This is a genomic window from Nitrospirota bacterium, from assembly GCA_040754395.1.
In the GTDB taxonomy this organism is placed as follows: domain Bacteria; phylum Nitrospirota; class Thermodesulfovibrionia; order Thermodesulfovibrionales; family SM23-35; genus JBFMCL01.
Map to the genome: position 1 here is coordinate 111,428 of JBFMCL010000002.1, position 14,384 is coordinate 125,811.

Sequence of the window (14,384 nt, forward strand, 5' to 3'; positions counted from 1 at the left end):
AGTCCTCCTTTCATTCATCAACTTTCCTGCGCTGTGCCTGCGGTGGAATTCCCATTTCCTCCCTGTATTTGGCCACTGTTCTCCTTGCAATTATGATACCACTTCTTTTCAGCATTTCCGATATATGCTGATCGCTGAAAGGCTTGTGCGGGTTTTCTTCTGACACAATTGTTTTGATATTGTTTTTTACAGATGTCGATGAGACGCTTCCCAGACCGCTATGCAATGCGCTGCTGAAAAGAAACCTGAAACAGAAGATTCCGTATTCGCAGGCGAGATACTTGTTTGATGTGACCCTGCTTACGGTACTTTCATGCAGACTCAGTACTGATGCAACATCCTTAAGCGTCAACGGCTTCAGGTACTGCACCCCTTTCCTGAAGAATTCTCCCTGCAGGTCCAGCAGTGCCTCGGTCACCCTGTAGATAGTCCTGTTTCGCTGATCAAGGCTTTTGAGAAGCCCCGTAGCAGAGCGCAGCTTCTCTATAAGGAATTGCTTGTCCTCCTTCGGGAAGGCACTGTTCTGCTGGATAAGTTTCCGGTAATAGCTGCTGATCTTCAGCTTCGGAAGCCCCTCGTCATTCAGAATAATCTGATATCCCTCTTCCGTCCTCAACAGATATACATCAGGGGTAATATAATTGGTCACCGCGCTGGAAAAATTTCTTCCCGGCTTGGGTTCGAGACCTTCGATGATCTTTACCGCAGCCATAACATCCTTCAGCGAGAGTCCATGTTGCTGTGCAATTGCGGCATATCGCTTTTTCTCAAGCTCTCCCATATTGCTGGAGACTATTTTCTCTACAATACTGCCCTGCAGATTCAAAGCCCTGAGCTGCAGTAGCATGCATTCCTGAATGCTTCGTGCTGCGATTCCGGGAGGGTCAAAACCCTGGATCAAGGCAAGAGTTTTTTCCGCAGTCCCGATATTCTTTTCTGCTGCCTCAGCAATCTCCTCAAGAGAGGCCTTAAGATATCCGTTCTCATCCAGATTGCCGATGATAATCTCCCCGACCTTTCTGATCTCGTCAGAGATATTTGAAAGCCTCAGCTGCCACAGGAGATGATCTGCAAGATCCGGCTTTTTGGAGATGAACTGATCGTATTCGAGCGGGGTTACTGTCCCGGGGTTGAAATACCCCATGTCTCTTCCGTCAGAACTTCTCTCCTCAAAATATTCATCCACCGCAAAACTCATGAGCTTTTCAAGGGGAACCCCTTCGTCCTCAATCGTTTCTTCGGTTTCGATGGAATCCCTCTCCTCCGGGGAGAGTTCCTTGACGGATATTTCGTCTGCAGATTCCTCCAAAAGCGGGTTTTCCATTAGCTCCTGGTTCAAAAACTGGGAAAGCTCAAGGTGCGGCAACTGGAGCAGTTTTATTGCCTGCTGCAGCTGGGGAGTAAGTATCAGTTTCTGGGCAAGTCTCAGTTCGAGTCTGTTTTCAAGCGCCATCAGAGTCTGAACTCCTCTCCGAGGAATGCTTCCTTGACCTTCAGGTCTGAGACGATCATATCTGGACTTCCCTCACGGAGAATCTCTCCGTTGCTGATTATGTAAGCCCTGTCGGTAATGGACAGGGTGTCCCTCACATTATGGTCTGTAATCAGGATTCCGAGGTCTCTGCTCTTCAGATAACTGAACATCTTTTTTAGTTCTATTATCGCAAGGGGGTCGATCCCTGCAAACGGTTCGTCAAACAGAAGGAATCTGGGCTTTATGGCAATCGCACGCGCTATCTCTGTCTTTCTCCGCTCACCTCCCGAGAGCTTATACCCTTCTTTCTGGGACAGTTCAGCAAGATTGAATTCCCTGAGCAGTCTCCTGGTTTCTGTGTCGATCTCTTCCCGCGGCAATCTCCTGATCTCGAGAACCGCCCTGATATTGTCCTCTACAGAAAGCTTGCGGAATATGGAAGGCTCCTGAGGGAGGTAGCTGACCCCCATCAGAGATCTCTTGTACATCGGGAGTTTCGTCATGTCTTCACTGTCGAGAAAAATATTTCCGCCGTCAGGCTTGATCAGCCCGACTATCATGTTGAAGGAGGTGGTTTTTCCTGCTCCGTTCGGGCCGAGAAGGCCCACAATCTCGCCGGTGCTGACATAGAAGTCAATCCCTTTTACGACATGTCTCTTCCCATAAAATTTCGAAATCCCTCTTGCTTCCAGGGTATGCATTGTAAACTCCGCGGTTATTCTCTTTTTTTTGTCAGGAATACCTTGCTTCCTTCAACAAGGAAGCGGTCTTCGTTGATAAGGTATGTCATGGTCCTGCCGGTAACCACATTTTCCCCCTCTACAGCTCTCGGGTCCCCGGTAAAAACGACTTTTTCTTCTCCGGCATAATATGAGGCTTCCTGTGAGATAATCACCCGGTTTTCTTTAATCACCTTAACCCTGCCGGTTGCATCGATCCTCTGGACATTGCCGGTATCCTTGTCATAGGAAACAACCATCCTGTCGGAGTAAATGGTCAGATCGGCAGTTCTGGCAGCAACAGAATCCTCAAAAACCGCCGTATGGTGCTTGTTGTCAGCAGTAAGCTTCTCAGAGGTGATAATGATCGGCCCCTTTACCTTCTGCGTCTGCCCAGCAGGGAATGCCGTATCGGGGAGCAGGAAAAGGGCGATCAGAACTCCGCTGAAGCGGATGAGCTCACTTATGAAACGTTGCCTTGACATCCTTCAATACTTGAACCTTCTGTCCTGTTTCTGCATTCATTCCCTTTCCTTCGACCCTGAACCCCTTCCCCTCAACTTCTATCCTGCCGTCCGTGGATATCGTCCCCGAGGGAATACTGTAATCGATCGAGTCCGCCTTTATTCTGAAGTCTTTTGATGCAGCGTTGACAATGCTGTCTGTGGAAAAACTCCTGTCAGCAAGGTTGTATATGCCATTATCCGCATGCAGCACAAGATTCTTTTCCTTTATCTCCATTGAGATATCGCGCAGTCTCGCCTTGTCATCGTTTTCAAAAAAATCTGCCCTGCGAGCGGTGAGAGTCCAGACAGTCATCCCGTTTGTTTTATGCAAAATCCTGATATCCTCGATAAAAGAACTTCCCTTCATCTGCAGATTCCCTGCATTTTCTCTTCCTGATCTTGAGAGCATGATGAAGCTGCCGAAAAGCAGGACAGAAAGCGCTATTATCAGAAGTTTCTTCATAAAAAATTCTATCATACAGGGAGAGGTATGTAAACCCTGATTTTTCAATACTTCAGAAAAGGTCATATTGCAAAAATTGACCGGACTCCTGATAATAGGAGCATGATTTCGTTTGATGATTTCAAGAAACTCGATATCAGGATCGGGAAAATCATATTTTCAGAAAAGGTCGCCGGAACGGACAAGCTGCTGAAACTGGTCATTGATTTCGGCTCAGAAAAAAGACAGTTAGTCGCAGGCATTGCAGGGTCATATGACCCGGAACAACTGGTCGGGAAACAGGTTCCTGTGCTGATGAATCTGGCGCCACGCGATATAAGGGGAATCACCAGTCAGGGGATGATCCTTGCGGCAGATGTCGAGGGCAGGCCCGTACTGATGCATCCTGAGCAGGAAGTCCCTTTGGGAAGCATTATCAGGTAATCTTCCGCAGCGTTTTATCTGCAACAGAGACATCTCGTGCAGGACAGCACATAAAAAAATCCTGCCTGCCATCCATCATCCTCAGAACAGCGTTACTGTTTTTTTCAGAGTTATTTCTTTTGCGTATGGCAGGTAAAACATCCCTCAGCAGCAGCAGCACCTCCTCCTCCTGCCACCATAGCACTGTAGTCCCACTTCAGGATATCAGGATAATCAGTGCCGTGGGCTGCGTGGCAGGACAGACAGGTCACAACGTCTGTCCCCGGAGTCACTGTGTTGCCCATGGAAGACGGGACTGCTCGTCTGCCGACAGGTGTCTGCGGGCTGTACGTAGTATATGCCGCATATTCACCTGAAGCGGGCAGAACGACATCGGTCGGATGCCGGGTAAAGGGTGCATTGATATCACCACCGATTCCTGCCAGAAGGTGATAATTTCCATGGCAAGTGGCACAGAATCCGCTTATCGTCTTGTTAGCCGGAGCTACTGTCATGACAGGAGGAATATGACAGTTGCTGCACATATCCCCACTCATGGGGATTGAGTCGCCATAGTATTCATTATGATTATCGGCATTGTAGTTCTGCCACTTATATGCTCCGTTATTCTCAAACCCCTTCACCCCTCTCAGGAAGCGGTAGCTGTTATGGTTCTGGTCAGCAATGTCACACCTGCCATCCACGTTCTGATGATGGGCACCCTTCAGACTGTTCAGCCCGCTCCCGCTCGCATTGAAAGAACGGGAGCCATGACATCCGTTGTTTCCCGCACAGGTCAGCTCGGTATTTTTTGCCATCGGACTATGGAATCTGCCCGGCGCATCGGTAAGCACATCGTCAATATTGCCGAGGTCTATGACATTATGACCTTTTGTGTCTGATGCACCGCTTCCTTTTGCCCCAAGAATATACGCAAAATTTCCTCCGGCAAGGTCCCCGGTGCTATCGGTATGATAGACCTGCGGGATATCGCTTCCGCTTATGGTAATTATCTTGTTTGCACCCCCCATGCCGTGACATCCGAGGCAGTCTCCCCGGACAAGCAATTTGTAGGGACCTGTTCTTTTCCAGGGTGTTCCATCTGCCCCGTAATCGGCCATGACTGAACTGTTCTGGCTGTTGTGCATGGTATGGCAGTTTGCGCAATTTCCGGTTATTTTTGCATCCGAATCACGATACAAGAGAAAAATCAATACCGATAGTATGAACACCCGCATTACCACATTAAGGCGTTGTCTTGGTTCACATTTCATGTCACATCCTCACAGTGTCTGGATTGATTGCATTGCACAATATTTAACATTTGATATAGTATTCAGAGCGCCAGCAACAGTACAGAGAAGATATTTCTGCATTATTTAACAACAATCTTCAGAAAATACACAAATATAAAGAAATAGATTCTCTTTAATATTAGCTAATGCTATTTAATCTAAGGGCGGGGAGCAATTTTTGTCAAGTATTTTGTCTCATGTCCGACACATCATGAAGGGAAGAGAAACTTCCTGTGCTTTTTTTGTCAAACATCCGGTATGCTTCCAACCTGTTCTTTTTTTGCAGACCCTGTGTCTCATTCTGCGTGCGTTCCGGATAATCCATCGAGATTTTTGACGCATACTGACCGGTGATATTCATAAGAATAAACAGCAATCCGAGAATACCGAAAACCAGCCAGGCCTTGCGTGCAGCAATCATATGCACTTCCTTGCTTGCGATGACAAGGAAAACGGTGGAGAGGGCGACGCTTGCCACTATCCCCATATAGGGAACCGCATCAATGACCGTCGTCACCGGTGTCAGCGCCGAGATATATGCAGAGCACCGGTATGCTGTTTCATAGGTTTCAAGTGACCCCATGAGCTTCCAGATAATATAAAGCACGCCGGCCCCGATAAAACTGCCGGCCGCAACTGCAGCCGGCAGAACAAAAAGCCATGTCGACCTGTTTTCGACTCCTTCGATCATCGAGAGTCCGAGCATATCAAGAAAAGCCCTTATGATGCCTCCGAGAATTCCCATGACGATCACGAAAAGGAGAGGTTCAGCATATCCGCCCGTTTTTGGCATGCCCCTGAAAAACTCTGAAGGCGACGTCAGAATTCTGATTGCCAGCGCGGGCAACGCGGTAAAATCTGAGCTTTTTATGGCCATGGCATCTTTAAAAAAGTATCTTCCTTTGTTTCAGCTATACAAAACCTGGTATCTATGTTAAGAAATACTGTTTGACAATACAATAGAGAATTTTTTTATATTTAAACAGCAGCAGAAAATGTTCCGGTGAAGAAAGGTTGTTTTGATATGATACCCCGCAAAGACCAGTTCAGCGGCTGCCTCATAGGCCAGTGTCTCGGAGATGCAACAGGTTTTGTGGTGGAAGGCTTCTTCCCTGCCGCATGTAAAAGATATATTGAGGATTATCTGAAGACGGACCGGGTCGGGGAATTCGGCAAATTCCCCTTTACATTCGGGCAATATTCAGATGACTCCCAGCTTGCTCGTGAGCTTATGCAGAGTTATGTGGCATGCGGCAGATTTGATCCCGGTGACTATGCGGAAAAGATAAAGCGCATCTTTGCTGAGAAGAGAATTGTGGGGTTTGGGTATTCCACCAAAGAAGCGGTCAAAAGGTTATTCCTCGGCATCCCGTGGGAAGAATCAGGCACTCCCTCTCCATCAGCAGGGAACGGCAGCGCCATGCGCGCAGCGCCTGTTGGGCTGTTCTTCTTTGATAATCCGCACATGCTTGTGCAGGCAGCCCACGATCAGGGCAGGATCACCCACAGGGATCCCCGGTGCTCCGCAGGGGCTGCCGCTGTCAGCGGCGCGGTTGCACTGGCGCTCCGGGAGACAAAAATCGAAGCCGATTCCTTCATCTCAACGCTGTCCGAATGGACAGGTGAAATTGACTCAGGGTTTTCCCAAGAACTGCTGAAGCTCTCGCAGTGGATAGCCCTTTCTCCGGAAGAAGCGGTTATCCACATTGCAAAAGCAGGATTTGACCCTGACTATGTTGATGATGAGGAATGGACAGGCATATCCGGATTTGTCGTAAGCAGCGTGCTCTGGAGCCTCTATGCATTCCTCAGATCGCCGAATGACTACTGGGAAACCATTTGTACGGCGATCGAGGCAGGCGGAGACGTGGATACCACGGCAGCGATGGCCGGTGCAATAAGCGGTGCGTACCTCGGGATCGGTGCGATACCCTCGCACTTGAGACATCTGCTGAATGACCGCGGCACCTGGAAATTCGATGAACTTTCAGAACTGGCGCAACGGTGTTATGAAATAAAGATAGCCCAAATCCCGCTCAGGCGTCCGCAGGAAAAGGGGACAAACGAACCGGGCAAGGTACGATGATCCGTGTCGGAACCTGTTCATGGACGGAAAAGACACTGATGCAGAGCGGTGAATTCTATCCCGAAAAAGTAAAAACACCGGAAGAACGTCTGAGATATTACGCACATCACTTTACCACAGTAGAGGTGGATTCCACATATTACGCAATTCCTGACAAAAGAACGACGCATCTCTGGAACGAGAGAACGCCTGAGGATTTCATCTTCCACATTAAGGCATACGGAGCGTTGACAGGCCACGGGGTAGCCCCAAAGACCCTCCCGAAGGATATCTTCGATTTGCTTTCCCCGGCAGACAGGACCAGAAAATACGTGTACATCAAAGAACCGGCTCTTCTTGAATCAATAACTGCACGGTTCAGTGAAGCCCTTGCTCCTCTCAGGCAGTCCGACAAGCTGGGCTGTGTTGTTTTTCAATACCCCCCATGGTTCCGTCATGCAACTGCACATATGGACGTTATCCTCAGGTCAACACATTTCATCCAGCAGGACATGCAGGTCGCTGTTGAATTCAGGCATGGGAGTTGGCTGACTTCAGACACCACAGCCCCGGTCCTGCAGTTTCTGAAAGACCATCAGTTATCTTATATATCCGCAGATGAACCGCAGTATGGTTCTTTGGCCACCGTGCCTTTCATCCCCGACGCTACAACAGACATCGCCTACTTCAGGTTCCATGGAAGGAATACACAGAACTGGCTGAAAAAAGGGACGGAGACAGCGCTCCGTTACAGTTACCTCTACTCAGATGAAGAATTGGCGGGATTTGTGCACGCTCTCAGGACAACAGAGAAAAAAACAAAGGTAACCTACGCCATGTTCAACAACTGCCACGGGGGGTTCGCGATGAGAAACGCGATGAGACTGCAGGAAATGACAAAGGGCAGGGCATGATCCCTTTCTCAAAAAGGGGATAAAGGGAATTTCTCATTGTTGCCCATGCATTCGCATTACTTACCGTGACCTGAATGCCGCCATCCTACACACCTCTTGACAAAGAAAATATTTTAGTATACATTTGTATATATAATATTTCCCCACTTTCTGAGGGGGCAGGGACATCGAGAACCCCAATCCCGATTCTCCCTGCCCCGCTCTGCAACAGGGATTGACGGAATAACTCCTGTTCGGGGGAAATCCGGGGAGGTTCAAAAAACGGTCTCATGAGAGCACTCACTGATAAACAGAAGAAGGTACTCGAATTCCTTATTGAGTTCACCAAAGACCACGGCTACCCCCCTACAGTCAGAGAGATCGGCGAACATTTCAGGTTTCTCTGGGCTGCTGCACGAGGACATCTTCAGGCACTGCAAAGGAAGGGTTTCATAAAACTGGAACCTTCCAAGTCCAGGGGGATAGAGATCCGGGGCCTGATGCCTTCAGGCGGATTCATGGTTCCTGTCGCAGGGAAAATACGGGCAGGGAAGCCTCTTCTGGCACGGGAGGATATTGATGCGCACATTCTTGTCGATCAGTCCCTGTTTCCCCATGCAGATGCGTTTACTCTCAAAGTGACAGGCGACAGCATGACAGGGGCGGGGATATTCGACGGGGATTTTGTGGTGATCAGGCCGCAGACAACGATAGAACACGGCGGAATCGGTGTCGTCCTTGTGGCAGACGAAGCTACGGTAAAAAGGGTGTACAAAAAAGGGGGGAAAATAATCCTTCAACCGGAAAACAGCACCATGCAGCCGACAGAACACAGTCCCCATGAAGTGACTGTTCTGGGAAAGGTTATCGGGGTAATAAGAAAACTGTGATGAAAGCCCATGGAATAAACGGCGGAGACCGGCAAGCACCTGAGCCGGATGTGACGCGTGCGGGGAAAGCGGGTGCCACATTGTCCCGATGCTATACGGGACGTCCCGTGATAGCCCCTCAATTCCGGATAATTGTCAGCGGGTGAACTGAAGTCATCTCTTTCATACTGCGGTCAGACATCATCTATGGAAATCGGAGATACCATAAGTGTGGTGGCCTCATTCGGGCTGCCCTATAAGATACAACCGCTCAGGTTCAGGTGGTCAGGAAGACTTTTTGAGGTAAAAGACATCACCTATACATGGCAGACCAAAGAGGGACACCGCATGATTTACCATTTCTCGATATCAGACGGAAAGACATTGTATGAACTCAGTTTCGATGCCACATCGCTTCTGTGGAGGCTGGAAAGGCTGGAGGCATAGGAAGGAGCACGTTTCACCATTTTTTCAGGGGGGTGTTCCTTTATGAAGAACCCACTCATGTCCAGAATAATCCTTTGCATAGACATGGACGCATTTTTTGCCTCGGTGGAGCAGCAGACACATCCTTTCCTCAGGGGAAAGCCGGTCGCGGTCATCGGCTCAGGCGCAAGGACAGTCATCACGACGCGTTCGTACGAAGCGAGAAAATACGGGGTAAAAACGGGGATGAATGTCTGCGAGGCGAAAAAACTCTGTCCGCATATCATCTTTGTTGCAGGGAACAATGAAAAATACACCTTCACCTGCAGGGATCTCCAGAATATCTATCTTCAGTTTACTCCGGATGTGGAAGTCTATTCCATTGATGAGGCATTTCTCGACGTGACTGCAACGCATCATCTTTTCGGGGGGCCGGAATCCATCGGCAAACGCATCAGGGCAGAAGTAAAAGAACGCTTCGGTATTACCTGCACGGTCGGCATTGCTCCAAACATACTCATTGCAAAGCTTGCCAGTGATATCGCAAAACCTGACGGATTACGGTGGATCAGGCCCGATGACGTCACCTCAGTGCTCGAAGATATGCCTTTGAAAGAACTCTGGGGAATAGGTTCCGGGATTACTGCTCAACTTGAAGGTCTGGGGATAAAGACCTGCGGTCAGCTCGGAAGGACACCGGCAAGCCTTCTGAGGAACAGGTTCGGCATACCCGGTGAACATCTCAAAGCCATGGGGATGGGAATCTGCAACAGACCTTTGCTTGTCCGCGAGGAAGATCCCAAGTCCATCGGACACAGCATGACCTTTCCGAGAGATCTGGGCAGCGGGCAGGAAACAGAGGCAGAGATACTGAAACTGAGCGATATGGTAGGAAGACGGGCAAGGAGATACGGATACATCGGCAGAAAGATCTCGCTGACGGTAAGGTATCCGGATTTTGAGACGTTTTCGAGACAGACAACGCTTCCGGCACACACCAATCATACCCATGAGATATACCGGAACGCCATTTCCCTTTTAAACAGCATCCGGTTGAAAGACAGGGTCAGACTGCTCGGGGTATGCCTGTCCGGCCTTATCAGGGACTCACACCAGATGCTGCTGTTTGAAGCACAGAGAAAAGAGAAGGCAATCCTGCAGGCGATGGATACCGTCAACGACCGGCACGGTGACTTCAAACTCCTCTGGGCGTCGTACCTGAAGCATGTGGATCCTCCCCGCGTGATATCCCCCGCGTGGAAACCTTCCGGGGTCAGGAATATACGAGTGCGGAGATAGAATGCTTCACTGCCGGCAGTTTCATCCGCAGGGAGTCATTCCCGCCTTCTTTTTTTTTCCGGTCAGTTTGATTTATTATATGTCCGCACACAGTCAAGGACAGAAGAGATGGGGGGATACTTCAGGTGGAAAGATTCGCGCCTCGGTCTTTTTTCCTGATCATACCTCTTGTGTACCTGGTGCTGATGACAGGCTGCAGCCAGCCCGTTCCGAAACACATATCCATTGAGAGTCTCAGCGGCCCGGACAAACAGGAGAGGATTGACCGGATTAAGCGATCCACAGTTCGCATTTATGTGAACGGCAGACCCAACGGCACTGGATTCATCATCAATGCAAACGGGCTGGTTGCAACATCCTTCCATGTCGTAGGGAAGACAGAGCAGGCCTCCCGAAAGCGATCCTTCATTACCTATGCTTCACCTATAGAAGTTCAGCTGCATGACGGAGAGAGGGTGCCCGCAATACCGCACAAAGCCTTCATAGGCGACGGCATCTATGAGGCAGTGCTGAAAGACTACTGTATCCTCGAAATCAGAACTCCCAGACAACTCGTCCCGCTGCGGCTGGGAAATTTTTCAGACGCCAAGGAAGGCTCAACAGTATACCTGTGCGGCTATTCCCTGACCAGAGAGCAGCCCGAGATCTCTTTTGGGGTAGTGAAAACCCGATGGAAGGATGCGGTGCTGGCATATCAGGGAACTTCTTCGTTCCGGAAAAGAAGTATTATAGATATCGCCTGGCTTGACATCCCGATGACCAAAGGCAACTCCGGCGGACCGATCGTGCTTCCGGGAAAACGCCCTGAGGATGATCGGGTAATCGGCATCGCCTCATTCATTACAACTCCCCTTGACCAGGATCTGAAGGCACTTGTCAAAACCCTTAAGGACAATGCACCGTCCAGCCGTGCATCTCCCGTCTGCAGCATTGAGCTTTTCTGTGCAATGAAAGAGGCAATAGGCTATGATTCCCTGTTCATTAAGGGATGTATATCGATCGACTCTCTGAGAAACAGGCTGCAGAAACTGGCTGGCAGCAGTCTGTAATTATTTCTCCCCGGTCAGCCCTGAAGGACCTTCTGTTTCACGAACTGCACTGTCCGTTCAACTTCTTCCCTCATCTGCTCCTTCGCAATACCTTTTTCGAGATAGGGTTCGTCTCTCATGTGTCTCCGTAAAATCTCTTCGGATCCATGCCCGGCAACAAATTCTTCGGGTATCATCTCCGGAATTGCGGCATCATTCATAATCGCCCACGCAAGCGTCCATGCCTTTGCAACATTCATCACATCGTACCCTCCACCGCCGAGCGCGACCCACTTCGGCGCAATCTTTTTTATCCTCCCCACCGCTTCGCAAAAACCGTTATTTGTAAAATTGAGGTGTGCCAGAGGGTCGTGCATGAAGGAATCCACTCCAAGCTGGGCAACCACGATATCCGGCCTGAATTTCAGGATAAGCGGAGGAACAACCTCATCGAAGACATAGAGAAAAAGCTCGTCATCGGAATAGGGTGGCATCGGGATATTGACAGAATATCCTTCACCCTCTCCCTCTCCTGTCTCGTACTCAAAGCCGGTGCCAGGGAAAAGAACCTTCCCTGTCTCGTGGATAGATATGGTAAGCACCTTATCAGTCCTGTAGAACGCCGCCTGCACACCGTCCCCGTGATGTGCATCGATATCGAGATAGGCAACCCTTTTCCCTTTCTGCAGAAGGAAGACTATCGCGACCACGATATCATTGATATAGCAGAAGCCCGATGCCTTCGATGACATGGCATGATGCAGGCCCCCCGCCATATTGAATGCAATATCAGCATCTCCTCTTTCCACAAGTGAGGCTGCCTTCAAAGACGCACCTGCCACCAAACTCGACCAGTCAAAAAGACCCCTGAAAACCGGGTTATCCCCGGGGCCGAGACCATAGAAAGATGAATAAGGCAGATCAATCCCTGAATTCACCGCTTGCAGCACCTCGAGATATTCCCTGCTGTGAAATCTCAACAGATCTTCAAAACCGGCCTTGCCGGGTTTCACAGAAAGCACCTGAGGCAATGACAGGAGTCCGCAGGCGTCAATCAGATCGTATGCAACCTTCAGTCGGTATGTCCGGAGCGGATGTGTCGGACCATAATCATATTGTGAATATTCATCCGTATAAACGAAGGCAGTCTTTTTCATCAGTCACTTCTTCTGCTTCTTGAAACTGTCAAGAGAAATGATCTTCCTTTCGGATCCCCTTCCCTCCTTAACAATACCGGGAGACACGGGATCATGCCAGGATTCCCCCTCCTCCAGAAAATCCCACCTGTCCAGTTTCACCCTTGCATCCGGAGAAAAAACTGCCACAATATCATCAGCGTGAATAAAACACTTTTCCGGCTTGTTATTGACACCAAACCCCAGCGTCGCCATAATGCTTCCGTCTTCCAGCCACTGGAGTTCTTTGTGATTCCTCTGATTGAATACAAGGACAAGACCCTTTTTTTTCTCCTCCTCAGTAAATCCCCTCCCTCCGATTCGTGAGTTATCGGAATACCGGATGACGATATACACCAGCCCGTAATCATTCAGCAGGTCATAGAACAAATTCTGCAGATACCGCACTTGGTTTTTCATATCTCTTATCTTATCTCACATCATGCAAAAATGAAACACCGGAAGGCATGGAGACTGCCCCGTTCAAATTCTCCCGCGATGCATATGTGAAAACACCGTGCACTTTATTTTCTGGAGCGGTATATGTGAAAATGGGGGGGGGGAGGGGCTTCCGGGGGGGGAAGCCCCTCGTGGGAGGGAAAACTAAAGCTCCTTTTGGGGCTGGGGTGCTTTTCTCAGAAAAGTCGGCACATCCATATGATCCTCATACGACATGATCTCTGTCGGAACCGTTTCAACGCCATACTCGAATTTAAGGCTCTTTGACAAAACCCTCTCGGAACCCCTGAAATTCACGGGCTGCCTGAGGGGGCTCCACTTCCTTATCTGGGGCAGATCCACTTTCTCTTTCTGCTCGTTGAATCCTGTTGCGATGACGGTAACCCTTACCTCATCGTCAATGTCTGCATCAATCACCGCACCGAATATCAGGTGGACGTCCTCGTGTGCGGAATCGTAAACATAGGAAATCGCTTCCTGCACCCCGTTGAGCGACAGTTCAAGTCCACCGGTGATATTCACAAGAATGCCTGTTGAGCCTTCAATGGATGACTCTTCGAGCAGCGGGTTTGATATCGCCTTTCTGGCCGCATCGATTGCTCCGGTTTCGCCTCTGCCCGTGCCGGAGCCCATGACCCCCCTGCCCTTATCCTGAATGATCGTTCTGACATCGGCAAAATCAACATTAATAAGGCCGGGGATCAGGATAATGTCGGATATTCCCTGAACTGCCTGCTTCAGGACATCGTTCGCAACAGCAAAGGATTTCAGAAGAGGTGTTCCCTTCTCCACGACAAGCCCGATCTTGTCGTTCGGAATGACAATTATCGTATCGACATTTTTCTTCAGTTCCTTTATGCCTTCCTCGGCATTCGCATACCTGATCTTCCCCTCATAGAAAAACGGCTTTGTGATTACCGCGACGGTTATGGCTCCGAGTTCTTTTGCGATCCCCGCGATCACAGGACCTGCGCCGGTCCCTGTGCCGCCTCCCATTCCCGCGGTAATGAATACCATATCCGATCCCTCAAGGCTTTCTGCAATCATTGCGCTGTCCTCGAGCGCCGCGTCTCTCCCGATCTGAGGATTTGAGCCGGCACCAAGTCCTCTGGTGAGACCGTCACCGATCTGCACCTTAATGGGGGCAAGAGATGTTTCCAGGGCCTGCATGTCCGTGTTTATCGCAATGAACTCAACACCGTGGAGGTTCGATGCAATCATGTTATTGATCGCATTGCCTCCGGCTCCTCCTACACCAACAACTTTTATTTTTGCCTGCTGACCCCTTACTTCTTCGATTTCGAACATAGT

General features: G+C 49.6%; 16 protein-coding genes. 7 read left to right on the plus strand and 9 right to left on the minus strand.

Annotated features, from left to right (window positions below; translation table 11 throughout):
* Nucleotides 1-10: 10 nt before the first annotated feature.
* The 4 genes from rpoN to lptC are packed head-to-tail and all read right to left on the minus strand — an operon-like array spanning nucleotide 11 to nucleotide 3,162.
* Complete coding sequence (gene rpoN / locus AB1552_01715) at nucleotides 11-1,453, minus strand: RNA polymerase factor sigma-54 (protein ID MEW6052491.1); 1,443 nt, start codon at nucleotides 1,451-1,453, stop codon at nucleotides 11-13.
* Nucleotides 1,453-2,175, minus strand: coding sequence for an LPS export ABC transporter ATP-binding protein (lptB, locus tag AB1552_01720; protein MEW6052492.1), 723 nt, complete (start codon nucleotides 2,173-2,175; stop codon nucleotides 1,453-1,455). Before lptB ends, rpoN begins: the two co-directional genes overlap by 1 nt.
* Before the next feature lie 14 nt (nucleotides 2,176-2,189).
* The gene (locus AB1552_01725; GenBank protein ID MEW6052493.1) at nucleotides 2,190-2,678 is read right to left on the minus strand and encodes an LptA/OstA family protein; all 489 of its coding nucleotides are present in this window, start codon (nucleotides 2,676-2,678) and stop codon (nucleotides 2,190-2,192) included.
* Nucleotides 2,653-3,162 carry an LPS export ABC transporter periplasmic protein LptC gene (gene lptC, locus AB1552_01730; protein MEW6052494.1) on the minus strand — a complete coding sequence of 170 codons (510 nt, stop codon included), beginning with the start codon at nucleotides 3,160-3,162 and terminating at the stop codon, nucleotides 2,653-2,655. The genes AB1552_01725 and lptC overlap by 26 nt, the downstream gene beginning before the upstream one ends.
* A 75-nt stretch (nucleotides 3,163-3,237) precedes the next feature.
* Between lptC and metG the strand changes: the two genes are divergently transcribed.
* Nucleotides 3,238-3,585: a methionine--tRNA ligase subunit beta gene (gene metG / locus AB1552_01735; GenBank protein ID MEW6052495.1), complete on the plus strand. Its 348-nt coding sequence runs from the start codon at nucleotides 3,238-3,240 to the stop codon at nucleotides 3,583-3,585.
* Nucleotides 3,586-3,695: 110 nt separating this feature from the next.
* Here the strand turns inward: metG and AB1552_01740 are convergent, their stop codons facing one another.
* Together AB1552_01740 and AB1552_01745 are read right to left on the minus strand one after the other, a co-directional pair.
* A complete protein-coding gene (locus tag AB1552_01740; GenBank protein ID MEW6052496.1) occupies nucleotides 3,696-4,838 on the minus strand; it encodes a cytochrome c3 family protein in 1,143 nt (380 codons plus the stop codon).
* Between the two features lie 202 nt (nucleotides 4,839-5,040).
* Nucleotides 5,041-5,736, minus strand: coding sequence for a YIP1 family protein (locus tag AB1552_01745; GenBank protein ID MEW6052497.1), 696 nt, complete (start codon nucleotides 5,734-5,736; stop codon nucleotides 5,041-5,043).
* A 147-nt stretch (nucleotides 5,737-5,883) separates the two neighbouring features.
* On the opposite strand from AB1552_01745, the gene AB1552_01750 reads away from it, so the two are divergent.
* The 6 genes from AB1552_01750 to AB1552_01775 all read left to right on the plus strand — a co-directional run bounded on the left by AB1552_01750 (nucleotide 5,884) and on the right by AB1552_01775 (nucleotide 11,460).
* Nucleotides 5,884-6,945, plus strand: coding sequence for an ADP-ribosylglycohydrolase family protein (locus AB1552_01750; GenBank protein ID MEW6052498.1), 1,062 nt, complete (start codon nucleotides 5,884-5,886; stop codon nucleotides 6,943-6,945).
* Nucleotides 6,942-7,838 (plus strand): DUF72 domain-containing protein, encoded by an 897-nt coding sequence (locus AB1552_01755; GenBank protein ID MEW6052499.1) that lies wholly within the window; start codon nucleotides 6,942-6,944, stop codon nucleotides 7,836-7,838. Before AB1552_01750 ends, AB1552_01755 begins: the two co-directional genes overlap by 4 nt.
* Nucleotides 7,839-8,107: 269 nt before the next feature.
* Nucleotides 8,108-8,707 (plus strand): transcriptional repressor LexA, encoded by a 600-nt coding sequence (gene lexA / locus AB1552_01760; protein ID MEW6052500.1) that lies wholly within the window; start codon nucleotides 8,108-8,110, stop codon nucleotides 8,705-8,707.
* A 186-nt stretch (nucleotides 8,708-8,893) separates the two neighbouring features.
* Complete coding sequence (locus AB1552_01765; GenBank protein ID MEW6052501.1) at nucleotides 8,894-9,133, plus strand: hypothetical protein; 240 nt, start codon at nucleotides 8,894-8,896, stop codon at nucleotides 9,131-9,133.
* A gap of 42 nt (nucleotides 9,134-9,175) precedes the next feature.
* The gene (dinB, locus tag AB1552_01770; protein ID MEW6052502.1) at nucleotides 9,176-10,411 is read left to right on the plus strand and encodes a DNA polymerase IV; all 1,236 of its coding nucleotides are present in this window, start codon (nucleotides 9,176-9,178) and stop codon (nucleotides 10,409-10,411) included.
* A gap of 125 nt (nucleotides 10,412-10,536) precedes the next feature.
* Nucleotides 10,537-11,460 (plus strand): serine protease, encoded by a 924-nt coding sequence (locus tag AB1552_01775; GenBank protein ID MEW6052503.1) that lies wholly within the window; start codon nucleotides 10,537-10,539, stop codon nucleotides 11,458-11,460.
* Nucleotides 11,461-11,474: 14 nt separating this feature from the next.
* On the opposite strand, the gene AB1552_01780 is transcribed toward AB1552_01775, so the two are convergent.
* The 3 genes from AB1552_01780 to ftsZ all read right to left on the minus strand — a co-directional run bounded on the left by AB1552_01780 (nucleotide 11,475) and on the right by ftsZ (nucleotide 14,381).
* Nucleotides 11,475-12,596 carry an acetoin utilization protein AcuC gene (locus AB1552_01780; GenBank protein ID MEW6052504.1) on the minus strand — a complete coding sequence of 374 codons (1,122 nt, stop codon included), beginning with the start codon at nucleotides 12,594-12,596 and terminating at the stop codon, nucleotides 11,475-11,477.
* A 3-nt stretch (nucleotides 12,597-12,599) separates the two neighbouring features.
* Nucleotides 12,600-13,034 (minus strand): hypothetical protein, encoded by a 435-nt coding sequence (locus AB1552_01785; protein MEW6052505.1) that lies wholly within the window; start codon nucleotides 13,032-13,034, stop codon nucleotides 12,600-12,602.
* A 183-nt stretch (nucleotides 13,035-13,217) separates the two neighbouring features.
* Complete coding sequence (gene ftsZ, locus AB1552_01790) at nucleotides 13,218-14,381, minus strand: cell division protein FtsZ (protein ID MEW6052506.1); 1,164 nt, start codon at nucleotides 14,379-14,381, stop codon at nucleotides 13,218-13,220.
* Nucleotides 14,382-14,384: the final 3 nt, after the last annotated feature.

Coding starts and splice junctions, on each gene's coding strand:
- AB1552_01745 (MEW6052497.1), bottom strand. CDS start 5,736: ATGGCCATAAAAAGCTCAGATTTTACCGCGTTGCCCGCGCTGGCAATC.
- AB1552_01785 (MEW6052505.1), bottom strand. CDS start 13,034: ATGAAAAACCAAGTGCGGTATCTGCAGAATTTGTTCTATGACCTGCTG.
- lptB (MEW6052492.1), bottom strand. CDS start 2,175: ATGCATACCCTGGAAGCAAGAGGGATTTCGAAATTTTATGGGAAGAGA.
- AB1552_01725 (MEW6052493.1), bottom strand. CDS start 2,678: ATGTCAAGGCAACGTTTCATAAGTGAGCTCATCCGCTTCAGCGGAGTT.
- lexA (MEW6052500.1), top strand. CDS start 8,108: ATGAGAGCACTCACTGATAAACAGAAGAAGGTACTCGAATTCCTTATT.
- AB1552_01765 (MEW6052501.1), top strand. CDS start 8,894: ATGGAAATCGGAGATACCATAAGTGTGGTGGCCTCATTCGGGCTGCCC.
- AB1552_01750 (MEW6052498.1), top strand. CDS start 5,884: ATGATACCCCGCAAAGACCAGTTCAGCGGCTGCCTCATAGGCCAGTGT.
- AB1552_01740 (MEW6052496.1), bottom strand. CDS start 4,838: ATGAAATGTGAACCAAGACAACGCCTTAATGTGGTAATGCGGGTGTTC.
- AB1552_01780 (MEW6052504.1), bottom strand. CDS start 12,596: ATGAAAAAGACTGCCTTCGTTTATACGGATGAATATTCACAATATGAT.
- ftsZ (MEW6052506.1), bottom strand. CDS start 14,381: ATGTTCGAAATCGAAGAAGTAAGGGGTCAGCAGGCAAAAATAAAAGTT.
- lptC (MEW6052494.1), bottom strand. CDS start 3,162: ATGAAGAAACTTCTGATAATAGCGCTTTCTGTCCTGCTTTTCGGCAGC.
- dinB (MEW6052502.1), top strand. CDS start 9,176: ATGAAGAACCCACTCATGTCCAGAATAATCCTTTGCATAGACATGGAC.
- AB1552_01755 (MEW6052499.1), top strand. CDS start 6,942: ATGATCCGTGTCGGAACCTGTTCATGGACGGAAAAGACACTGATGCAG.
- rpoN (MEW6052491.1), bottom strand. CDS start 1,453: ATGGCGCTTGAAAACAGACTCGAACTGAGACTTGCCCAGAAACTGATA.